At 66.4% G+C, this 22,894-nt stretch carries 16 protein-coding genes and 1 pseudogene; 9 read left to right on the forward strand and 8 right to left on the reverse strand.

Translation table 11 applies throughout. From position 1 onward, the window contains the following. The first annotated feature begins 264 nt into the window (after positions 1–264). The 4 genes from H9654_RS16860 to H9654_RS16875 all read left to right on the forward strand — a co-directional run bounded on the left by H9654_RS16860 (position 265) and on the right by H9654_RS16875 (position 2,966). Complete coding sequence (locus H9654_RS16860) at positions 265–861, forward strand: glutathione peroxidase (RefSeq protein ID WP_406833490.1); 597 nt, start codon at positions 265–267, stop codon at positions 859–861. 95 nt (positions 862–956) lie between these two features. After that, the gene (locus H9654_RS16865; protein ID WP_057507952.1) at positions 957–1,937 is read left to right on the forward strand and encodes an FKBP-type peptidyl-prolyl cis-trans isomerase; all 981 of its coding nucleotides are present in this window, start codon (positions 957–959) and stop codon (positions 1,935–1,937) included. 81 nt (positions 1,938–2,018) lie between these two features. Beyond that, positions 2,019–2,261, forward strand: coding sequence for a SlyX family protein (locus H9654_RS16870; protein ID WP_101100590.1), 243 nt, complete (start codon positions 2,019–2,021; stop codon positions 2,259–2,261). A 9-nt stretch (positions 2,262–2,270) separates the two neighbouring features. After that, complete coding sequence (locus H9654_RS16875) at positions 2,271–2,966, forward strand: DUF2058 domain-containing protein (RefSeq protein WP_191771885.1); 696 nt, start codon at positions 2,271–2,273, stop codon at positions 2,964–2,966. A gap of 99 nt (positions 2,967–3,065) precedes the next feature. On the opposite strand, the gene metH is transcribed toward H9654_RS16875, so the two are convergent. From metH to H9654_RS16890, 3 genes are read right to left on the reverse strand one after another with little or no spacing between them, the layout of a single operon-like run. Then, on the reverse strand, positions 3,066–5,750 hold the full coding sequence (metH, locus tag H9654_RS16880) for a methionine synthase (protein ID WP_191771886.1): 2,685 nt from the start codon (positions 5,748–5,750) through the stop codon (positions 3,066–3,068). Continuing rightward, positions 5,747–6,853, reverse strand: a complete 1,107-nt coding sequence (locus H9654_RS16885; RefSeq protein ID WP_191771887.1) for a homocysteine S-methyltransferase family protein — start codon at positions 6,851–6,853, stop codon at positions 5,747–5,749. Before H9654_RS16885 ends, metH begins: the two co-directional genes overlap by 4 nt. Before the next feature lie 7 nt (positions 6,854–6,860). Continuing rightward, the gene (locus H9654_RS16890) at positions 6,861–7,790 is read right to left on the reverse strand and encodes an ArsR/SmtB family transcription factor (protein ID WP_042614877.1); all 930 of its coding nucleotides are present in this window, start codon (positions 7,788–7,790) and stop codon (positions 6,861–6,863) included. 237 nt (positions 7,791–8,027) lie between these two features. Here H9654_RS16890 and H9654_RS16895 point away from each other — a divergent pair, with 237 nt between their 5' ends. Then, positions 8,028–9,200: an acyl-CoA dehydrogenase family protein gene (locus H9654_RS16895; protein ID WP_372487502.1), complete on the forward strand. Its 1,173-nt coding sequence runs from the start codon at positions 8,028–8,030 to the stop codon at positions 9,198–9,200. 94 nt (positions 9,201–9,294) lie between these two features. Continuing rightward, on the forward strand, positions 9,295–9,588 hold the full coding sequence (locus H9654_RS16900) for a hypothetical protein (RefSeq protein WP_182656766.1): 294 nt from the start codon (positions 9,295–9,297) through the stop codon (positions 9,586–9,588). Positions 9,589–9,692: 104 nt separating this feature from the next. Here the strand turns inward: H9654_RS16900 and H9654_RS16905 are convergent, their stop codons facing one another. The 3 genes from H9654_RS16905 to H9654_RS16915 are packed head-to-tail and all read right to left on the reverse strand — an operon-like array spanning position 9,693 to position 14,818. Further along, positions 9,693–12,866, reverse strand: coding sequence for a multidrug efflux RND transporter permease subunit (locus tag H9654_RS16905; protein ID WP_042614880.1), 3,174 nt, complete (start codon positions 12,864–12,866; stop codon positions 9,693–9,695). 15 nt (positions 12,867–12,881) lie between these two features. Next, entirely contained in the window at positions 12,882–14,162 is a 1,281-nt protein-coding gene (locus tag H9654_RS16910) for an efflux RND transporter periplasmic adaptor subunit (protein ID WP_191771888.1), read from the reverse strand. After that, on the reverse strand, positions 14,162–14,818 hold the full coding sequence (locus H9654_RS16915) for a TetR/AcrR family transcriptional regulator (protein WP_191771889.1): 657 nt from the start codon (positions 14,816–14,818) through the stop codon (positions 14,162–14,164). The genes H9654_RS16910 and H9654_RS16915 overlap by 1 nt, the downstream gene beginning before the upstream one ends. A 263-nt stretch (positions 14,819–15,081) precedes the next feature. On the opposite strand from H9654_RS16915, the gene H9654_RS16920 reads away from it, so the two are divergent. The 3 genes from H9654_RS16920 to H9654_RS16930 all read left to right on the forward strand — a co-directional run bounded on the left by H9654_RS16920 (position 15,082) and on the right by H9654_RS16930 (position 21,981). Beyond that, positions 15,082–20,058 (forward strand): NAD-glutamate dehydrogenase domain-containing protein, encoded by a 4,977-nt coding sequence (locus H9654_RS16920; RefSeq protein WP_191771890.1) that lies wholly within the window; start codon positions 15,082–15,084, stop codon positions 20,056–20,058. Between the two features lie 153 nt (positions 20,059–20,211). Next, positions 20,212–20,985, forward strand: a complete 774-nt coding sequence (locus H9654_RS16925; RefSeq protein WP_057507938.1) for an NAD kinase — start codon at positions 20,212–20,214, stop codon at positions 20,983–20,985. 48 nt (positions 20,986–21,033) lie between these two features. Next, a complete protein-coding gene (locus H9654_RS16930) occupies positions 21,034–21,981 on the forward strand; it encodes a 5'-nucleotidase (RefSeq protein ID WP_042614885.1) in 948 nt (315 codons plus the stop codon). An 89-nt stretch (positions 21,982–22,070) separates the two neighbouring features. On the opposite strand, the gene H9654_RS16935 is transcribed toward H9654_RS16930, so the two are convergent. Next, the gene (locus H9654_RS16935; protein WP_191771891.1) at positions 22,071–22,616 is read right to left on the reverse strand and encodes a DUF2939 domain-containing protein; all 546 of its coding nucleotides are present in this window, start codon (positions 22,614–22,616) and stop codon (positions 22,071–22,073) included. Positions 22,617–22,746: 130 nt separating this feature from the next. Next, positions 22,747–22,893 (reverse strand): annotated as a pseudogene (locus H9654_RS16940) (aldo/keto reductase); the annotation flags it as partial. Between the last annotated feature and the right edge of the window lies 1 nt (position 22,894).

Consider the following 22,894-nt stretch of genomic DNA (forward strand, 5'->3'; position numbering starts at 1 on the left):
GCCATGGATGGCACGAAACGAGGCCCGCATGGATGCAGCTCTTGCCGTCCCCCGCCCAGCCCCACCGCCCGGCCCAACCCAGCTGCGGCAACAAACAACAGCCACCCGCGAGGGGTGGTTCCACCCGTTCGACCCACCCCGGCCGCAGGAATGCCACGCGCGCTGCGTGATCGCCGACATAAGGCGCACAGGGCCCAGTGGTATAGTTCGCGGCGAAATACGGACCCCGCGTCCGGCCCTCCATTCCTGCCAGGAACACCTCCCATGCTGCGATCTGTTTCCCTGCCGCGCCGCGGCCCGGTTCTGCCCCGTCTGCTGGGTTCGCTGCTGGTGGCCGCAAGCCTGGCTCTGCCGGTGATGGCCTCGGCCGCCGGCCTGCTGGACGTCGCCTACCGCCCGCTGGCCGGCAAGGACCCGGTGAACCTGGCCCAGCGCTACCACGGGCGCGTCCTGTTGGTGGTCAATACCGCCAGCAAGTGCGGCTTCACCCCGCAGTACGAGGGCCTGGAAGCGCTGCAGAAGTCGTATTCCGCGCGCGGGCTGAGCGTGTTGGGCTTCCCGTCCAATGACTTCAAGGGGCAGGAGCCGGGCGACGAGAAAGACATCCAGGAGTTCTGCACCCTGACCTACGGGGTCAAGTTCCCGATGTTCGAAAAGGTGCATGTCATCGGGGATCAGGCGACCCCGCTGTACAAGGGCCTGACCGCCGCCACCGGCGTAGCGCCGGGCTGGAACTTCCACAAGTACCTGATCGGGCGCGATGGCACGGTCATCGCCCAGTTCCCGAGCCGGGTGAAGCCGGATGACAAGGAACTGGTGGCGGCGATCGAACGCGCGTTGGCGGCCCCTGCGGGTCATTGAACGACGCACGTGCGCCTCGACATATCGGACGCGCGTGCGACAATGCGTGTTTTCGCGCCGACGTCGGCGTTTTTTCACTTCCAGGAATGCAACACATGAAGATGGGAATGCGTGGCGCTGCGGCGTCGGTTCTGATTCTGGCGATGGGCACCACCGGCGTGGCGCTGTCGCAGCAACCGGCTGCCGCCCCGGCAGCAGCCAAGGAGACCAGTAATTTGAATTCCAAGCAGAAGCTCGGCTATGCCATCGGCGGCGACGTCGCCCGTTCGCTCGAAGCGATCAAGTCGCACATCGATCTGGCCGCCATGCGTGAAGCCGTACAGGCCACCTTTGATGGCAAGCAGCCGTTGATCACCCAGGCCGATGCGCAGAAGACCGACACGGCGCTGCGTACCTCCATGGCGATCGCCAATGGCCAGCAGGTTCCGGGCCAGGCGCCGGGCTCGGCGCCGCCGAAGGTGGACAACCGCCAGGTCGGCCTGATGCTGGGCAGCTACATGGTCGGCCCGTCGCTGGCCGAACTGAAGGGTGACATCGAGCTGGACGCGCTGTTCGACGCGGTCAAGACCGCTTTCGACGGTGGCCAGCCGAAGCTGAGCCAGGAAGAGGGCGCGGCGATCCTGCAGTCCTTCATGGCCACCAAGCAGGCTGAAATGCAGGCCAAGGCCGCGCAGCTGGGCCAGACCAACCGTCAGGAAGGCAATGCGTTCCTGGCCAAGAACAAGACCGTGCCGGGCGTGGTCACCACCGCGTCGGGCCTGCAGTACCAGGTCATCCGCCCGGGCAGTGGCGAGCGTCCGCTGCCGAGCAGCAAGGTCAAGGTGAACTACGAAGGCAAGCTGCTGGACGGCACTGTCTTCGACAGCAGCTACCAGCGCGGCCAGCCGGTCGAGTTCGGCCTGGACCAGGTGATCAAGGGCTGGACCGAAGGTGTTTCGCTGATGCCGGTGGGTTCGAAGTACCGCTTCTGGATCCCCGGTGAGCTGGCCTACGGCGAGAACGGAACCCAGGGTGGCCCGATCGGTCCGAACGCCACGTTGACCTTCGACGTCGAACTCATTTCCGTGCAGCCGTAAGGCACGCACGCGCCCTGCCATACCCGCCGGGACAACCGGCGGGACTGGCGATCCATGTCATTGGCCGGGGACGATCAACGCATGTCTGAAACTTCATCGAGCGAACGCGAGCAGGCGCTGGAAGCGCGCCTGGTCGAGCTGGAAATGCGTGTCTCCTTCCAGGAGCAGGCATTGGCCGAGCTGAGCGAGGCGCTGGCCGATGCACGCATGGAGGGCTCCCGCAACGAGGGCCTGATGCGGGTATTGCTGGAGGACCTGGGCAAGGTCCGCAACGCGCTGTATTCCTCTGATCCGGTGGATGAGCCGCCACCGCCGCACTACTGATCTGTCCTTATGAGCGATACCCTCCGCGACCAGTTGATGGGCCTGGGCTTCAAGCCCGCGCCGAAGCCTGAACGCAGCAATGACCGCAAGCCGGACCGCAAGCCGGAGGCGCGCCGTGATGGGCGACCGGGCGGCGGCAAGCCGGGGCAGGCCGGTGCCCGCCCGAACCACGGCAAGCCGGGTGAGAACCGCCCTGCGTCTGCCCGCCCGGGCAATGCCGGCAACCCCGGCAACCGTCCTGGTGCGCGACCGCAGGGCGCGCGCAAGCCGCGCTCGCAGGAAGAGATGGACCTGGCCAAGGCCTATGCCATCCGCGCGCAGCGCGAGAAGGAAGAGCGCATCGAAGCCGAGCGCCAGAAGCAGGAAGAAGCACGCGTGCGCCGCGAGGCGAAGGCGAAGCTGGAAGTGCTGCTGAAGGACGCCTCGTTGAACGTGGAAGAGGCCGAGATCGCGCGGCACTTCCCGTACGGCGGCAAGATCAAGCGCATCTACGTCACCGCCGACCAGCTGAAGGCGCTCAATGCCGGCGAGCTGGGCGTGGTGCAGGTGGCCGGGCGCTACATGCTGGTGACCGCGGAGATGCTGGCCCAGGCCGAGGCGATCTTCGCCCAGGCGGTGGCGCTGAAGGTGGATCCGAACGCGCCTGCCGAAGATGACCCGTACGCCGATCCGCAGTACCAGGTGCCTGACGACCTGGTCTGGTAAGCATCGCCACACCATCGACGAGCCATGCTCGGCGATGGCCACCGTCCAGCATCGGTAGCGCCGACCCATGGTCGGCGAGCGCAGCGGGCAGTCCCGGCATTACTCCGGATCGTAATCCAGGTTGGAGGCCAGCCAGCGCTCTGCCTGCGCGCGGTCCACGCCCTTGCGCCTGGCGTAATCGGTGACCTGCTCGCGACTGACCCGGCCGACCACGAAATACTGGCTCTTCGGATGGCTGAAGTAGTAGCCCGATACCGCCGCGGTGGGCAGCATGGCGAAGCTTTCGGTCAGCTGCATCCCGGCATTGCCCTGCGCGTCCAGCAGCCGGAAAAGGGTCTCTTTCTCGCTGTGTTCCGGGCAGGCCGGATAGCCGGGAGCAGGCCGGATGCCGCTGTACTTCTCGGCGATCAATGCGTCGTTGTCGAGGGCCTCGTCGTTGGCATGGCCCCAGAATTCCTTGCGCACGCGCTGGTGCAGGCGCTCGGCAAGCGCTTCGGCGAAGCGGTCGGCCAAGGCCTTGAGCAGGATCGCATTGTAGTCATCATGGGCGGCCTCGAAGCGCGCCACGTGCGCATCGATGCCGATTCCGGCGGTCACCGCGAATGCGCCGATCCAGTCCTGGCGGCCACTGTCGGCGGGCGCGATGAAGTCGGCCAGGCAGAAATCCGGACGCTCGGCGGGCTTGTCGACCTGCTGGCGCAGGAAGTGCAGGGTGGCCTCGCCGTCGGAATGCTGCACGCGGACATCATCGCCCACGCTGTTGGCCGGCCACAGCCCGAACACCGCGCGTGCCTGCAGCCACCGCTCTTTGACGATGCGGTCCAGCATCTGCCGTGCATCGCGATACAGCTCGCTGGCCTGGCTGCCGACGATCTCATCGGTGAGGATCGCCGGATACTTGCCGGCCAACTCCCAGGCCTGGAAGAACGGCGTCCAGTCGATGTAATCCACCAGCTCGGCCAAGGGATAGTCCTCGAACACATGCAGTCCGGGCTGGTTCGGCGTCGGCGGCACGTAGTCCGCCCAGCCGCCATCGAAACGCTGCCCGCGTGCGTGGGCCAGGCTGACCAGGCGCTTGGCATCGCCGCGGTTGCGGTGGCGCAGCCGGATGTCGGCGTAGTCGGCTTCGTTGGCGGCCACGAAGGCGTCGCGCAGGTCGCGTGAGATCAGCGACTGCGCCACGCCGACCGCACGCGAGGCATCCTTCACCCACAGCGTGGGCGCCTTGTAATGCGGGTCGATCTTCAGCGCGGTGTGCGCGCGCGAGGTGGTGGCGCCGCCGATCATCAACGGCAGCTCGAAGCCCTGGCGCTGCATCTCGCGGGCCACGTGGCTCATCTCTTCCAGTGACGGGGTGATCAGGCCGGACAATCCGATGATGTCGGCGTTCTCCGCGCGTGCGGCGTCGAGGATCTTCTGCGCCGGCACCATCACGCCCAGGTCGATCACCTCGAAGTTGTTGCAGGCCAGTACCACGCCGACGATGTTCTTGCCGATGTCGTGCACATCGCCCTTGACCGTCGCCATGATGATCTTGCCATTGCTGCGCGCGGTGTCGCCGCTGCGCAGCTTTTCCGCTTCGATCCAGGGCAGCAGGTAGGCCACCGCCTTCTTCATCACCCGCGCCGACTTGACCACCTGCGGCAGGAACATCTTGCCGGCGCCGAACAGATCGCCGACCACGTTCATGCCGTTCATCAGCGGACCTTCGATCACATCCAGCGGGCGCGTGGAGGCCTGCCGCGCTTCTTCGGTGTCCTGCTCGACCCAGGCATCCAGGCCGTGCACCAGCGCGTGGGCCAGGCGGTCGGTAACCGGTTTGTCACGCCACGCCAGGTCTTCGACCCGCGCCGCGCCCTTGCTGCCCTTGTAGCGTTCGGCGATTTCCAGCAGGCGCTCGGTGCCATCGGCGCGGCGGTTGAGGATCACGTCCTCCACGCGTTCGCGCAGTTCGGCATCCAGGTCGTCGTAGATCGGCATCGCGCCGGCGTTGACGATGCCCATGTCCATGCCGGCGGCGATGGCGTGGTACAGGAACACCGCGTGGATCGCCTGGCGCACCGTCTCGTTGCCGCGGAAGGAGAAGGACACGTTGGATACCCCGCCGGACACATGGCAGTGCGGCAGGGTGCGCTTGATGATGCGGGTGGCTTCGATGAAGTCCACCGCATAGTTGTCGTGCTCTTCGATGCCGGTGGCGACGGCGAAAATGTTCGGATCGAAGATGATGTCCTGCGGCGGGAAGCCGATTTCATCCACGAGGATGCGGTACGCCCTCGTGCAGATCTCGACCTTGCGTGCGCAGGTGTCGGCCTGCCCGGCTTCATCGAAGGCCATCACCACCGCCGCGGCGCCGTAGCGCAGTACCTTGCGCGCATGCTCGCGGAACAGGTCCTCGCCTTCCTTCAGCGAGATCGAATTGACCACGCTCTTGCCCTGCAGGCATTTCAGCCCGGCCTCGATCACGCTCCACTTGGAGGAATCGACCATCACCGGGATGCGCGCGATGTCCGGCTCGGACATGATCAGGTTGAGGTAGCGGGTCATCGCCGCTTCCGAATCGATCAGGCCTTCGTCCATGTTGACGTCGAGGATCTGCGCGCCGCTGGCCACCTGCTGGCGCGCCACGTCCACCGCTTCCTCATAGCGCTCTTCCTTGATCAGTTTGCGGAACTGCGCGCTGCCGGTGACGTTGGTGCGCTCGCCGATGTTGATGAACAGCAGGTCCGGGGTGATGACCAGCGGTTCCAGCCCAGACAGCCGGGTATGCGCGACGTTGCTCATGCCGCCTGCTCCCGTGTGCCGGGTAGTGCACGCGGCGGCAGGCCGGCGACCGCCTCGGCGATGGCGCGGATATGCGCAGGGGTGCTGCCGCAGCAGCCGCCGACCAGGTTCAGCAGGCCATCGGTGGCGAAGCCACGCAGGGTGGCGGCCATCTCTTCGGGGGTCTCGTCGTACTCGCCGAACGCGTTGGGCAGGCCGGCATTGGGATGGGCGCTGATGTAGCAGCCGGCCACCTGCGACAGGGTTTCCACGTGCGGGCGCATCGCATCGGCGCCGAGCGCGCAGTTGAGCCCGATCGACAGCGGTCGCGCATGCGCCAGCGAGGCATGGAAGGCTTCGGCGGTCTGCCCGGAGAGGGTGCGCCCGGAGGCGTCGGTGATGGTCCCGGAAATCATTACCGGCAGGCGTGCGCCGCGCGCATCGAAAGCCTCTTCCACGGCGAACAGGGCTGCCTTGGCGTTGAGGGTGTCGAAGATGGTTTCCACCATCAGCGTATCCGCCCCGCCATCGATCAGCCCGTCGATGGCCTCGCGATAGGTGCCGCGCAGTTCGTCGAAACTGGTGTTGCGGAAGCCGGGATCGTTGACGTCCGGGCTGATCGAGGCAGTGCGGCTGGTGGGTCCGAGCACCCCGATGACGAAGCGCGGCCTGTCCGGCGTGGTCGCTTCCATCGCATCGCAGCAGGCACGCGCCACGGCGGCACCGGCCTTGTTCAGTTCGTACACCAGGTGTTCCAGATGGTAGTCGGCCTGGCTGACCGACGTGGCGTTGAACGTGTTGGTCTCCACCAGGTCCGCGCCAGCCTGCAGGTACTCGGTATGGATGCCGGCGATGATGTCCGGCCGGGTCAGCAGCAGCAGATCGTTGTTGCCTTTCAGGTCCTGCTCCGGCACCGGGCCATGGTCGCAGCCGGCGCCATGCACGTGGCCGTCGGCACGGGTATCCACCCCGCCGATGAAGCGCTCGCCCCGGTAATCGTCCTCCTGCAGCCCATGGCGCTGGATCATCGTGCCCATCGCACCGTCAATGATCAGGATGCGTTCGCGCAGGGCGTTCAGCAGGGCAGTGGCACGTTCGGGATGCAACCAGGGCAGGGCGGGCACGGCGACCTCAGGCTTTGTTGGCGATCAGCGAAATGACTTCGAAATGCGGCGGGCGCTTTTCGCGCGTCACCGTCTCCAGGCTCGATACCTGCAGCCCGGCCTTGTCGACGAACTTGCGCAGCTCCTTGTCACTGAAACCGAGGTTGACATGGCCGTAGGCATCCACCGCCGCTTTGTGTTCATGGCGGGCCAGGCTGCACAGCAGCAGGCGTCCGCCCGGCCGCAGCACGCGCGCCGCTTCGGTGACCGCCTGCGCCGGCTTTGCGGCGTAGGTAAGTGCATGCATCAGCACCACCAGGTCGAAGCTGCGGTCCTTGAACGGAAGCGCATGCATGTCGCCCTCGCGCACTTCCACGTTGGGCAGGCGGCGCAGGCGCTCGCTGGCGGCGGCGACCACGCGCGCGCTGGTGTCGATGCAGACGTAGCGGCTGGCATGCGGGGCCACCAGTTCAGCGAGCACGCCATCGCCAGAGGCGATATCCAGCACGTCGCCGGTTTCCAGCAGGGGCAGCGCGGTGCGTGCCAGGGCCTCCCACGTGCGGCCCGGGGAGTAGTGGCGCTCCATGTCACCGGCCACGCTGTCGGCCCAGTTCTGGTCGGCGGCACGGCTGGCCAGCACCGAGGCCACGCGTTCGGCGTCCTGGCGCAGCAGCGGGTCGTCGCTGCCGGTGCTCAAGGCATGCCACAATGCGCGTTGCGCCGGGTCCAGCTGGGCGTCGTCGAAGCGGTAGTACGCGGACACGCCCGCACGCCTGTCGCGCACCAGCCCGGCCTCTTTCAGGCGTGCCAGATGCGTCGATACCCGCGGCTGGGCCAGCCGGGTGATCGCCGACAGCTCGGCTACGGTCAGTTCTTCCTGCTCCAGCAGCGCCAACAGGCGCACCCGGGTGGCGTCGGCGAACACTTTCAGCCGGGTCGACCAATCCTCGAGATCCATAAATATCCACCTATCGCGATAGAGAGATATTTTCGCCTGCAGGCGATGAACGGTCAAGCAACCGGAGGTTGGCGGTAGCGCCGACCCAGGGTCGGCGAGCGCAGCGGTGCGTAAGCGGAAGGAATCCGCCGAGCACGGCTCGGCGCTACCAGAGCGGCGCAGCGATGCGTGGACGGTGGGATCCGAGGTTCAGCGCCCCAGTCAGCTGGCGATACCCCGCCCCCCGTACAATCGCGGATTCATTACCCGGGAGGGGTCGTTGTGGATTTCAGCTTTACCGAAGAGCAGTTGATGCTGCAGGACGTCGCGCGCCGCATCGCGCAGGAAAAGATCGCGCCCAGCGCCGAGCACCATGACCGCACCGGCGAGTTCCCGCTGGCCAACATCCAGCTGCTGGGCGAGAACGGGCTGATGGGCATCGAAGTGCCGGCCGAGTACGGCGGTGCGGGCATGGACCCCATCGCCTACGTGCTGGCGATGGTGGAGGTCGCTGCCGGTGACGCGGCCCACTCGACCATCATGTCGGTCAACAATTCGCTGTTCTGCAACGGCATCCTGACCCATGGCACCGAGGCACAGAAGCAGAAGTACGTGCGCGCCATCGCCGAAGGAGCGGCCATCGGCGCCTTCGCACTGACCGAGCCGCAGTCCGGCTCGGATGCCACGGCCATGCGCTGCCGCGCGGTCAAGCAGGCCGACGGCAGCTACGTGATCAACGGCAAGAAGAGCTGGATCACCTCCGGCCCGGTGGCCAAGTACATCGTATTGTTCGCGATGACCGATGCGGACAAGGGCGCGCGCGGCATCAGTGCGTTTCTGATCGACACCGACAACGCCGGCTTCGGCCGCGGCAAGACCGAACCCAAGCTCGGTATCCGCGCATCGGCGACCTGCGAGATCGAGTTCAACGATTACGTTGCGCAGGCCGAAGACCTGCTGGGACAGGAAGGCGAGGGCTTCAAGATCGCGATGGGCGTGCTCGACGCCGGCCGCATCGGCATCGCCTCGCAGGCCATCGGCATTGCCCGTGCGGCGTATGAAGCGACGATCGAATATGTGAAGGAGCGCAAGGCGTTCGGTGCGGCCATCGGCACGTTCCAGATGACCCAGGCCAAGATCGCCGACATGAAATGCAAGCTGGACGCGGCCCTGCTGCTGACCCTGCGTGCGGCATGGGTGAAGGGAGAGGGCAAGCGTTTCAGCAATGAAGCGGCGATCGCCAAGCTGACCGCATCGGAAGCGGCGATGTGGATCACCCACCAGGCTGTGCAGATCCACGGCGGCATGGGCTACTCGAAGGAAATGCCGCTGGAGCGTTACTTCCGTGACGCCAAGATCACCGAGATCTACGAAGGCACCTCGGAGATCCAGCGCCTGGTCATCGCCCGCAACGAAACCGGGCTGCGCTGAGGCTTCGGCGTAAGCGGGGGGGGGGGGCGGGTCCACAACCCGCTCCGCCCGCACGATCGCCTAGAATGCCCGTCCTCTCAAAACAGGTACGGGCATGGTCATCTACCGCGGTGCAGGGTTCTTTACCCTGCTGACACCGATCGTCGCAGTGCTGTTGCTGCTCTGGCTGTACCCCGATCCGTCCGTCGCCAAGGGCAACATCACCTTGGCGCAGTTCCTGCTGGGTTGCGGCATCGGCGCGGCAATCAACGTGGTGCTGGGGTTCGTGCTCAATCGCGGCGTGCGCCCCGAGGGCGTGCCGGCGCGGCATCACTTCTTCTACCTGCCCATGCAATGGCCATCGCTGGCCATCGTGTTGGCGTGCGCGGTGGTTGCCGTACTGCGTTGAGCGGCGGGTGCGAATGAAAAGAAAAGGCCCCGGAGCGATCCGGGGCCTTCTCATTTGAAGCGTGACGGCTGGAAAGGCATGACGGCCAGCGGCCGTCACGACCCTCAGCGGTCCGGGCGGTGTGCGCCCTCTGCTTCGTGCTGGCGCTCCACGAACTCCTTGGAGGGCTCGTCCAGCTTGTCGCCCAGCATGCGGCGCACCACGATGAAGAACACCGGGATCATCAGCAGGCCGAGGAAGGTGGCGAACACCATCCCGCCGATCACGCCGGTACCGATGGCGTGGCGGGAATTGGCGCCGGCACCGGTGGAGATGGCCATCGGGATCACGCCCATGATGAAGGCGAAGGAGGTCATCAGGATCGGGCGGAAGCGCAGGCGCGCCGCTTCGATGGTGGCGTCGCGCAGGGTCCTGCCGGCCGCACGCTGTTCCACCGCGAACTCCACGATCAGGATCGCGTTCTTCGCCGCCAGGCCGATCACCGTGATCAGGCCGATCTTGAAGAACAGATCGTTGGGCAGGCCGCGGGCCATCGAGAACACCAGCGCACCGAGCACGCCCAGCGGCACCACCAGCAGCACGGCGACCGGGATCGACCAGCTTTCATACAACGCGGCAAGGCACAGGAACACCACCACGATGGACAGCACCAGCAGCAGCGTGGCGGCGTTGCCCGCCAGGATTTCCTGGTAGGACATGCCGGACCAGTCGTAGCCGAAGCCGGCCGGCAGTTCATCGCGGACGATGTCTTCCATCGCGGTCATCGCTTCGCCGGAGCTGCGCCCTGGTGCCTGCGAGCCCACGATGTTCACCGCCGAATAGCCGTTGTAGCGGCTCAGCGACGGCGGCGCCGATACCCATTCCGAGCGCACCACGGTGCTCAGCGGGATCATCGTGCTGGTGCCGTCGGCATTGGTGTCCAGCGTGGACGGGCTGTAGAAGCTCTTCAGCGATGCTTCGCCGGTGCGGTAAGGCGCATCGGCCTGCATGGTCACGCGCTTGATGCGGCCCTCGCTGAAGAAGTCGTTGACGTACACCGGGGCCAGCATCAGCTGGATGGTGCTGTACACGTCCGACACCGACATGCCCATCGCCTGCGCCTGCACGCGGTCCACGTGCAGGGCCAGCTGCGGGGCGTTTTCCAGGCCGTTGGGGCGCACGCCGGTCAGCAGGTCACTCTTCTGCGCGGCCGCACCCAGCAGGGTGTTGCGGGCATTGGTGAGCTGCTCGAAGCCTGCACCGGTACGGTCCTGCAGCCACATGTCGAAGCCGCCGAACTGGCCCAGGCCCTGCACGGTGGGCAGGTTGACCACGAAGATCTGCGCTTCCTTGATGCCGTAGAACGCGCCGTTCATGTTGCCGATCAGCTCGGGCACGGTGACCTCGCGGTCGGCCCAGGGCTTGAGCCGGATGAAGCCCATGCCCACGTTTTCGCCGGAACCCACGAAGCTGAAACCCGCGATCTGCAGCAGGCCCTCGAAGCCTTCCTGCTTTTCCAGGATGCCACGCATCTGCGCGAACACTTCGTTGGTCTGGGTCTTGGTCGAACCCGGCGGCAGCTGCACGATGGCCAGTGCGTAGCCCTGGTCTTCTTCGGGCAGGAAGCTGCCCGGCATGCGGGTGAACAGGAACGCGCACAGCGCACCAAGCACCACGAACAGGATCATCCAGCGCGGCGCATGCTTCACCGCCGAGGTGATGTGGCCCACGTAGGTGCCGCTGATCCTGTCGTAGTACTTGTTGAAGGTGCGGTAGACGATGTTCGGCTTGTCGTTGTGCGTCGGCTTGAGGAAGGTCGCGCACAGGGCCGGAGTGAAGCCCAGCGCCAGGAACGCCGAGAACGCCATCGAGATGGCGATGGTCAGCGCGAACTGCTTGTAGATCTCACCAGCCGCACCGCCCTGCAGCGCCGACGGGATGAACACCGCCGCCAACACCACGGTGATGGCCACCACCGCACCGGTGATCTGGGTCATGGCCTTCTGGGTGGCCTGTTTCGGCGCCATCCCTTCGTCGGTCATGATGCGTTCGACGTTCTCGATCACCACGATCGCGTCATCGACCACGATGCCGATCGCCAGCACCAGCGCGAACAGGGTCAGCTGGTTGATCGTGAAGCCGATCATCCACATCCCCAGGAACGTACCCAGCAGCGCGACCGGGATCACCAGCGTCGGGATCAGGGTGGCACGGAAGTTCTGCAGGAAGATCAGCATCACCAGGAAGACCAGGATGATGGCCTCGACCAGCGTCTTGATCACTTCCTCGATGGAGATCTTCACGAAGGTGGTGCTGTCGTACGGGGAGAACCAGCTGACACCAGCTGGGAAGCTCGGCTGCAGCTCGTCCATCTTCGCGCGCACCGCTTCTGCCACGTTCAGTGCATTCGCACCGGGCAGCAGCTGGATCGCGAAGGCACCGGTCGGCTTGCCGTTGTACTGGGTATCAAAGCCGTAGTTGCCGGCACCGAAACCGATGCGGGCAATGTCCTTGAGCAGCACGCGCGAGCCATCCGGATTGGCGCGCAGGATGATGTTCTCGAACTCTTCCGGAGTGCTGAAGCGACCTTCGGCCGATACCGTGGCGGTGAAGTGCTGGCCCACCGGGGCCGGGTCCGAACCCAGCGAACCGGCGGCGAACTGCACGTTCTGCTCACGCACTGCGGCCAACACCTGGCTGGCCGACAGGCCGTAGCCCTGCATGCGTTCCGGGTTGAGCCAGATGTTCATGGCGTACTCGCCACCGAACTGCTGGGTGCTGCCCACGCCGGGGATACGCGAGACCTGGTCCAGCACGCGCGAGGCCACGATGTCGTTCAGCGCGTCACGGCTGTTGCCGCCGGTGTCCGAACGCAGCGCCACCACCATCAGGAAGCCGGCGTTGGCCTTGGCCACCACCACGCCCTGCTGGGTCACTTCGCTGGGCAGGCGGGGCGTGGCCAGCGAGACCTTGTTCTGCACCTGCACCTGGGCGATGTCCGCATCGGTGCCGGTTTCGAAGGTCAGGGTGACCGTGGCGCGGCCGTTGGACGAGGAGGAGGAGCTGAAATACAGCAGATGATCGATACCGGTCAGCTGCTGCTCGATCACCTGGGTGACCGATTTTTCCGTGGTGTCCGCGCTGGCGCCCGGGTAGGTGGCCGACACGGTGACCTGTGGCGGGGCGATGCTGGGGTAGGACTCCACACCCAGGTTGAGGATCGCGATCACGCCGCTGAGCGAGATCAGGATCGCTACCACCCAGGCAAAGACCGGGTGTTCGATGAAAAATTTAGGCATGACGGAGTTTTCCCGTTACTGCTTGGTCGAATCGGAGGCCGGCGCTGCCTGCTCGGCAGCGGCCGGAGCCTGCTGGGCTGCATCGGGCGCGGCCGCATCGGCGGCGGCATCACCCTGGGCGGCCGGCGCCTGGCCCTGCGCCGGTGCACCCTTGGCAGCGGCGGCAGCCTGTTCCGGGGTCCACGGCTTGGCCGTCGCCGGTGCGCCTTCCTTGACCTTCTGCACGCCGGCAACCACGACCTTGTCACCCGGCTGCAGGCCATCGGTGACCAGCCAGTTGCCGCCCTGTGCGCCTTCGGTCTTGACGTTGCGGCGCACCACCTTGCCATCGGCCCCGACCACCATCAGGTAGCCGCCGGTGGCATCGCGCAGCAGCGCCTGCTGCGGCACCAGGTAGGCGTTGTTGCGCTCGCCCAGGGTGGCCTGGAAGCTGACGAAGGCGCCGGGCAGCAGGATCCGGTCCGGGTTCGGCAGCACCGCGCGCAGCGATACCGCACCGGTGGCCGGATCGACCGTGGTGGAGGAGAAGTCCAGCGTGCCGTTCTGGCCGTAGGTGGTGCCATCGGAGAGCTTGACCTGCACGGTGGCCTTGCCATCGCCGCTCAGCGCCAGGGCGCCCCTGGCCTGTGCGGCGCGCAGCTGTGACAGCTCGTCCACGCTCAGCGAGAAGTTCACGTACAGCGGATCCAGCTGGTCCACGGTGGTCAGCAGGGTAACGTCGCCCTGGCCGACCAGCGCGCCTTCGGTGACCTGCTGCTTGCCGGCCACGCCGCTGATCGGCGCGGTGACTTCGGCGTAGCCCAGGCTGATGCGCGAGCTGCTCACGGCGGCTTCGGACTGCTTGACCGCCGCCAGCGCAGTGCGCTCGGCCGATTCGGCATTGTCCAGGTCGGCCTTGGAAACATATTTCTGCGGGGCCAGCGAACGGGCGCGATCCGCTGCCACCTTGGCGTTGGCATAGCTGGCACGGGCCGAGGCGAGCTGGGCTTCGGAAGCGTTGAGCTCGGCACGCAGCGGCGCCGGGTCGATCAGGAACAGGGTCTGGCCCTGCTTGACCTCGCTGCCTTCCTGATAGACGCGCTTGAGCAGCACGCCCGGCACGCGGGCGCGGACGTCGGCGCTGCGGAACGGCGACAGCCGGCCCACCAGCTCACGCTGCAGCGGCAGGGTCTGCGGCTTGGCATCGATCACGCCCACTTCCGGCGGCGGCGGGGCCTGCTGTTCTTCTTTCTTGCAGCCAGCCAGGGCAATGGCAACAGCGCACGTCAGTGCGAGGGTGCGGAGTGGGGCGATCATCAGGAGAAACTCCGGAGTTGGTTTGAATGCGGTTGGGGCGAAGCGGCCGGCGCGAACGCGCGCAGGAAGCTGTCGACGGAAAATCCAGCCCAGCGCCGACGCGTCCCGGCGTCGTCGCGATGGGGCATGTGGAAGCGTTGCCGATCGAAATCCTGGCCACCGATCATGCTGATTAGCAGTTCGGCCATGAAGTGCGGGTCGTCATGCCGGAGCTGCCCGCGGGCAATGGCGGATTCGATCCATTCAGCAAGGTGAAGCGTCAGCGTTCCGGCGCCATCGCGCCACAGGCTGCGGGCCTCTTCGGGAAACTGCGCCGCATCGGCGGAAATCATCCGGCACGCCTGGGCCACGTGCGGCTGGTTGAAGTGGTCCAGGTAATCGGTAGCGAACTGCATCAGGCTGCCGCGCAGGTCATCTTCGCGCAGGCCGCGCAATCCGGCGGTGGCCCGGCAGACGTGCCGTTCCACTACCCGGCGCATCAGCTCCTGCTTGCTGCCGTAGCGCGAATACAGGGTCTGCTTGGAGCACCCCGCATGCTGGGCTACTGCTTCCATGCTCATCTGCATGCCATGCCGGGCGAGCAGCTCGCGCACCGCATCGAACACACGAAGATCGCGCGCGTCCATGTCGGCAGCGGGGAGGGGAGCGGGGTTCACAGAGTGGACTATACCGTCCAGTTCAGGATTGTGGAAACGTTTTGAGCCGTGTTGCGGCATGTTCTGTCACAGGCTTTGCCGATCCTGTCGGCATCGCCCGCCGATCACGACACCCGTACGCGGGCGGACGGTGCGTGCGGTCGCTGCGTCCGATGTAAACCGCACCCAACCCGTATCTGCATATTCCGTCCTGCAGCAAGGCCTTTTCCTGCAACACGGCTACAATTTCATTTTCCCAACTGGGCAACACGACTCGCTCTGCCATGAAATCGCAAAAGTCTGCAGTCAAAACCGTGAAAACCAAGCCCGCCACGGCGGAAACCCAGCTTGTCCCGGCAACTGGTTTCTCGCTGGAACCGGTGTACACGGCCTTGCGCAAGCGATACCCCGCGGCCGGGCAGGCCGAGGCAGTAGCGTTCGCCGCCGACTTCTACAAGCGCATGGAAGCGGACGAGTTCCCGCACCACAGCGTGGAAGAATGGGCCGCGCTGGCCGCTGACACGCTGGAGTTCGCGCGCAGCCGCAAGATCGGCAAGGCCAACGTCCGCGTGTTCAACCCCACCGCCAAGGGCAATGGCTGGGAATCGCCGCATACCGTGCTGCAGATCGTCAACGACGACATGCCGTTCCTGGTGGATACGGTGACCATGGCGCTGGCCGAGCAGGGCATCGGCGTGCATGTGCTGGGCCACCCGGTGATCCGCTTCAGCCGTGACAAGGCCGGCAAGCTGGCCAAGGTCGGCGAGGGCGAGATCGAATCGGTGATGCTGCTGGAGATGGACCGCCAGAGTCCCGACGCCATGGCCGAGGTGGAGCAGGGCATCATCAAGGCGCTGGAAGAAGTGCGTTCGATCGTGCGCGACTGGCAGCCGATGCGCGATAAGGCGCTGGCCGTGGCCGACGACCTGGGCAGCCGCCAGCTGCCGGTCGACGATGCCTCGCGCCGCGAGGCGCAGGAGTTCCTGCGCTGGGCCGCCGACAACCACTTCACCTTCTTCGGCTACCGCGAATACCGCGTGCAGAAGGATGGCAAGGAAGACGTACTGGCCCCGCTCAACGACACCGGCCTGGGGCTGATGAAGGGGCGCGACAAGTCCGCCGCGCGCCCGGTCAAGACGCTTGCCGCGCAGGGCCTGAACACCACCACCGGTCTGAAGGACGCGCTGATCCTGACCAAGACCAACGCACGTTCGCGCGTGCACCGCGCCGGTTACATGGATTACATCGGCGTGCTGGAATTCGACGCCAAGGGCAACATCATCGGCGAACAGCGCTTCCTCGGCCTGTTCACCTCCAGCGCCTACAACCGTCGCCCGTGGGAAATCCCGCTGGTGCGCCAGCGCTATGAACACGTGATGCAGCGCTCGGGCCTGTCGCTGTCCAGCCACAGCGGCAAGGCACTGCGCCACATCCTGGAAACGCTGCCGCGCGAAGAACTGTTCCAGTCCAGCGAAGACGAGCTGTTCCGCACCGCGATGGGCGTGCTGGGCCTGCAGGAGCGCGTCCGCAGCCGTCTGTTCCTGCGCCGCGACAAGTATTCCCGTTTCATTTCCGCGCTGGCCTTCCTGCCGCGCGAACGCTTCAACACCGACGTGCGCCTGCGGATCGAGGCGATGCTGCGCGACGCCCTGCACGGCGAGCACGTGGACAGCTCGGTGGTGCTGGGCGAATCGCCGCTGGCCCAGGTGCACCTGATCGTGCGTCCCAAGGCCGGCCCGGTGGTCGACGTGGACACCAACGCGCTGGAACAGAACCTGGCCCACCTGCTGCGCAACTGGCAGGACGACCTGCGTGAAACGCTGGTATCCCGCCACGGCGAGACCGAAGGCCTGCGCATCGCCTCGCGGATCGGCAAGGCGCTGCCCGCCGGCTACATCGAAGACAACAGCACCGCCGTGGCGGCCAGCGATGTCAGCCAGCTCGACGCGCTGACCGGTCCGGACGACCTGCGCCTGAGCCTGCAGGCGGTGCCGCGCGAAAACGGTGATGGCCTGCGCCTGAAGCTGTATCGCCAGCTGGATGACATCCCGCTGTCGGACGCGCTGCCGATGATGGAAAACATGGGCCTGCGCGTGATCTCCGAGCGTCCGTACCGCCTGACGGTGGATGATGCCCCGGTGTACGTGCAGGACTTCGAGGTCGAATCAGTGGCCGGTGCCATCGACGCGGCCAGTGTCGATGAAGCGTTCGGCGAGACCTTCGCCCGCGTATGGCACGGCGACGCCGAGAACGATGGCTTCAACCGCCTGGTGCTGGCCGCGGGCCTGCACTGGCGCCAGGTCGCGATGCTGCGTGGTTACTGCAAGTACCTGCTGCAGACCGGCGTGCCGTTCTCGCAGGCGTATGTGGAAGGTACGTTCACCCGCTATCCGCTGCTGGCCCGCCTGCTGGTGGAACTGTTCGAAGCACGCTTCGACCCGGCGACCGGCAACGAGAGCAAGGACGACATCGCACACGGCCAGGCCACGCTGAAGGCGCACCTGGACGTACTGGCCGCCGGCGACGAGGCGACCCTGAAGGTGCTCAAGACCGTTGTCGACGCGCGCAAGGGTGACCGCGACGGCCAGATGCAGGCCGCGCGCGATGCGCTGCTGAAGCTGATGGACCGCGTCTCCAGCCTGGACGAAGACCGCATCCTGCGCAGCTTCATGGGCGTGATCGATGCCACGCTGCGCACCAGCTATTACCAGACCGATGCCAACGGCCGTCCGGGTCATGTCATCAGCTTCAAGTTCGATGCCGCCCTGGTGCCGGACCTGCCCAAGCCGCGTCCGTACCGCGAGATCTTCGTCTACGGCCCGCGCGTGGAAGGCGTGCACCTGCGTTTCGGTGCGGTGGCCCGTGGTGGCCTGCGCTGGTCGGATCGTCGCGAAGACTTCCGTACCGAAGTGCTGGGCCTGGTCAAGGCGCAGATGGTCAAGAACACGGTGATCGTCCCGGTCGGGGCCAAGGGCGGTTTCTTCGCCAAGACCCCGCCGGCCAGCGGTGACCGCGATGCGGTGTTCGCCAACGGCGTGGCCTGCTACAAGCTGTTCATCCAGGGCCTGCTGGACATCACCGACAACATCGTCAACAACAAGATCGTGCCGCCCATCGACGTGGTCCGCCACGACATGGACGACCCGTACCTGGTGGTGGCCGCCGACAAGGGCACCGCGACCTTCTCTGACATCGCCAATGGCCTGGCCGTGGCGCACGGCTTCTGGATGGGCGATGCGTTCGCCTCCGGTGGCTCGGTCGGCTACGACCACAAGGGCATGGGCATCACCGCACGCGGTGCGTGGGAATCGGTCAAGCGCCACTTCCGTGCACTCGGCCATGACAGCCAGAGCCAGGACTTCACCGCTGCAGGCGTGGGTGACATGTCCGGCGACGTGTTCGGCAACGGCATGCTGCTGTCGCGCCACATCCGCCTGGTGGCTGCCTTCGATCACCGCCACATCTTCCTGGATCCGAATCCGGATGCGGCCAGTTCGTTCGTCGAGCGCGAGCGCATGTTCACCGTGCCACGTTCCAGCTGGGCCGACTACGATGCCAAGCTGATCAGCAAGGGCGGTGGCATTTTCCCGCGTACGCTGAAATCCATCGAGATCACCCCGCAGGTGCGTGAGGCGCTTGGCCTGGAAGATTCGGTCAAGGCGCTGTCGCCGAACGACCTGATGAGCGCGATCCTGAAGGCACCGGTCGACCTGCTGTGGAACGGCGGCATCGGTACCTACGTCAAGGCCACCAGTGAGCAGCACAGCGATGTCGGCGACCGCGCCAACAACGCGCTGCGCGTCAACGGCACCGAGCTGCGCTGCAAGGTGGTGGGCGAGGGCGGCAACCTCGGCATGACCCAGCTGGGACGCATCGAAGCGGCCCAGGCCGGCGTCCTGCTCAACACCGACTTCATCGACAACTCCGCCGGCGTGGACACCTCTGATCATGAGGTGAACATCAAGATCCTGCTCAACGACGTGGTGCGTGCCAAGAAGCTCACCGTCGAGCAGCGCAACAAGCTGCTGGCGTCGATGACCGACGAAGTGGCCGCACTGGTGCTCAATGACAATTACCGCCAGAACCAGGCCCTGAGCCTGATGGAGCGGATGGCAGTCAAGCGCCTGGGCTCCAAGCAGCACTTCATCCGCACCCTGGAACAGCAGGGCCTGCTGGACCGGCAGATCGAGTTCCTGCCGTCCGATGCCGAGCTGTCCCAGCGCAAGGCGCGCGGCCAGGGCCTGACCCGTCCGGAGCTGTCGGTGCTGCTGTCCTACTCCAAGCTGGTGGCCTTCCAGCAGTTGCTGGAATCGGACATCCCGGAAGACCCGTACCTGTCCAAGGAGCTGCAGCGTTACTTCCCGCAGCCGCTGCAGAAGAAGTACGCCGATGCCATGGAACGCCACCGCCTGAAGCGCGAGATCATCGCCACGGCAGTGACCAACCAGACCATCAACCGGATGGGTGCCACCTTCCTGATGCGCATGCAGGAAGACACCGGCCGTTCCATCGCCGAGGTCGCCAAGGCCTATACCATCAGCCGCGAAACGCTGGATGCACGCGCGCTGTGGGCGCAGATCGACGCACTGGACGGCCAGCTGCCCGAATCGGTGCAGGTCGATGCGCTGGAAGTGATCTGGAAACTGCAGCGTGCCTTCGTGCGCTGGCTGCTGTTCCGCCCCGGCCCGATGCCGGGCATCACCGAGGCGGTCAACCGCTACCAGGGTCCGTTCAACGACATCCGCGTGGCTTCCGGCGTGCTGCCTGATTCGCAGCGTCCGACCTACGAAGCGCTGGTGCAGCAGTGGGTGGACAAGGGCCTGCCGGCCGGCCTGGCGCAGCAGCTGTCCGAGCTGCACTTCCTGGCCCCGGCGTTCGACATCATCGAACTGGCACGTACCCGCAAGCTCAAGCCGGTGGATGTGTCCAAGATCCACTTCCGCCTGGGTGAGGCGTTGAGCCTGCCGTGGTTGTTCGAGCAGGTCGATGCGCTGGAGGTCAACGGCCGTTGGCATGCCGTGGCACGCGGCGTGCTGCGTGACGAACTGGCGGCCCACCACCGCAACCTGGCCGGCCAGGTGCTGGCCACCAAGGGCGGCACGGCCGAAGCCAAGGTCGCCGCCTGGGTCGGTCGTGACGACAACAGCCTGCGCTTTACCCTGGCCATGCTGGGCGAACTGGCCGAACAGAAGACCCTGGACTACCCGACCGTGTCGGTCGCGGTGCAGCGCCTGGGCCAGCTGGCCTCGCACGGGGGGTAAGCCCCCGCCAAGTCACCTGGCGAAGGTGGGTGACCTGGCTCAAGGTGGGTGACGACCGTTGGTCGTCACAGCCCGCATCAGCCAGCGTGGCGCGGATTCCGCGCCACGTCCGGTTATGCTCTACCGGTACCCGCGCACCACCGGACATCCTGCATGAGCGATTCCCCCCGCATTGCTTTCCTGGCCAGCAACACCGAGCCGGCACGGCTTGCCCTCGCCGCCATGGTGGCGCGCCACGGCGAGCATGCGCCCGACGCGGCGGACGTGCTGTGTCCGCTGGGCGGCGATGGCTTCATGCTCCAGACCCTGCACCGTTACGGCCACCTCGGCCGGCCGGTGTTCGGCATGAAACTGGGCACGGTGGGCTTCCTGATGAACCAGTACCGTGACGCGGACGATGTGGCCGCGCGCATCGCGCTGGCCGAACCGGCCCACCTGCGGCCGCTGCAGATGACCGCGCTGACCGAATCGGGGACCTCCACCGGATCGCTGGCCTACAACGATGTCTCGCTGCTGCGCCAGACCCGGCAGGCCGCGCACATCGGGGTGGACCTCAACGGCCAGGAACGGGTGGCTGAACTGATCGGTGATGGCGTGCTGGTGGCCACCCCGGCCGGCAGCACTGCGTACAACTATTCCGCGCATGGCCCGGTGCTTCCGTTGGGCTCGGCCACCATCGCGCTGACCCCGTTGGCGCCGTATCGGCCCCGCCGTTGGCGCGGGGCGATCCTGAAGGCCGATACCGAAGTTCGCTTCCGCGTGCTTGATCCGTACAAGCGCCCGGTCAGTGTCACCGCCGACTCGCACGAGACCCGCGACGTGGTGGAAGTGACCATCCGCGAGTGCCGCGACCGCCAGGTGACCCTGTTGTTCGACCCGGAGCACAACCTCGAAGACCGGATCCTGTCCGAACAGTTCGTGTTCTGAGCGACAATAGGCCGCCGGCAACCGCCGGTCGCTGCAAGGAATTCCCCGATGGGCGACAACACTCCCCGATTGCTGACCGTCGCGGTGACCTCGCGCGCCCTGTTCGACCTGGAAGAGAGCCACGCGTTGTTCGAAAGCGACGGCGTGGACGCCTACGCCAAGTACCAGCGCGAGCACGAAGACGACGTGCTGGGCCCCGGCGTGGCGTTCCCGGTGGTGCGCAAGCTGCTGGCGCTGAACCAGGGCGCCGGCCCGGAAAATCCGCGCGTCGAGGTGATCCTGTTGTCGCGCAATTCGGCCGATACCGGCCTGCGCATCTTCAATTCGATCCAGCACTACGGGCTGGGGATCATCCGCGCTACGTTCACTGCCGGCGAGCCGACCTGGCCCTACGTGAAGCCCTTCGGCACGGACCTGTTCCTGTCGGCCAATCCCGAATCGGTACGCAGCGCGCTGCGCCACGGCATCGCCGCAGCGACCATCCTGCCCAAGCCGCCCGGCGAAACCGCTGCCGCCGCCGCCGACCAGGTAGTGGATACCCGGCGCCCGGCCGGGCAGCTGCGGATCGCCTTCGATGGCGATGCGGTGATCTTCGGCGATGAAAGCGAGCGTATTTCGCGCGAGCAGGGGGTCGAAGCCTTCGGCCGGCATGAGCGCGAGCGCGCCCGCGAAGCCTTGAGCGGGGGCCCGTTCCGCGGCTTCCTGTCGGCGCTGCACACCTTGCAGGAAGTGTTCCCGTCGGGAGAAGACGCGCCGATCCGCACCGCGCTGGTGACCGCGCGCTCGGCGCCTGCGCATGAGCGGGTGATCCGCACGCTGCGCGAATGGGGCGTGCGCCTGGATGAAGCGCTGTTCCTCGGCGGCCGCCACAAGGGCCCGTTCCTGCAGGCCTTCGGCGCGGACATCTTCTTCGATGATTCGCAGCACAACATCGACAGTGCCCGCGAACACGTCGCGGCCGGCCACGTGCCGCACGGCGTCGCCAACGAGACCTGAGCGGACGGTTCATGGTAGCGCCGAGCCATGCCCGGCGAGCGCGCAGCGCGGCCTGTGTCAGCCGCCGACCGTGGGTCGGCGTTACCGGTTTATTGCGGCACCGCGTTGCGCAGGTCGACGACCTGCCAGCGCAGGCCCTGCGGCTCCAGTACAACCTGCAACGGTGGCTGTCCGGGCCCGCGGTCGAGGTCCACCACGAAGCGATCCAGCCGCTCGAAGCGTCCTTTGGCCTGCTTCAATGGCTGCGCCGGCTGGGTGGGGCCCCAAGAGTCGTTCCCCTGCAGCTCGTTGCGGCCGCGTTTGTACAGGGCGTGGCCCTGCAGCAGCGCACCGATCCCCATCGGGGTGATCATGGTATCCACCGCGGCGCCGCCCAGCTGGTCGCCGAGGCCGTACAGCAGCGCGCCGAACGGACTGCCAGCCACGTCCGGACCGGCCTGGCGCACCATGTAGTCGCTGACCTGCGCGCGCAGGCTGAGGCGCACGCGCGGGAAGTCCACGTAGCGCTCCAGCCGCGTCGTGTCGCGCTGTTCGATCGCCTGGGCGAGCCCATGCACGGTGAGGTAGGGACCACTGAACCACCAGCCGGCCAGTGCCAGCAGCAGGACCAGCACGAAAGCGACAAACTTCTTCATGGCAGCAGGAGGTTGAGGGACAAGCCCACAGCGTGCCGGATCACGCGCGGACGTGGGTTAAGCCTCAGTGACTGGGTGAGCCGCCGCCATCCCCGAACGCGGTCTGCGCGGGACGCTGCGAACGGATCGCGGCCACTGCCGCGCGCATCACTCGTGCCGCGTCCGCTTCGGGAAAGCGACGATGGCCCCAGAAACCGGAGCACCCCAGCCCGATCGGCGACACCTGCAGTCCGCTGCGTCCCAGCGTGCGGCGCTGTTGCGGCAGCGGCGTTGCCATC

This window comes from Stenotrophomonas lacuserhaii (assembly GCF_014836545.1).
Classification (GTDB): domain Bacteria; phylum Pseudomonadota; class Gammaproteobacteria; order Xanthomonadales; family Xanthomonadaceae; genus Stenotrophomonas; species Stenotrophomonas lacuserhaii.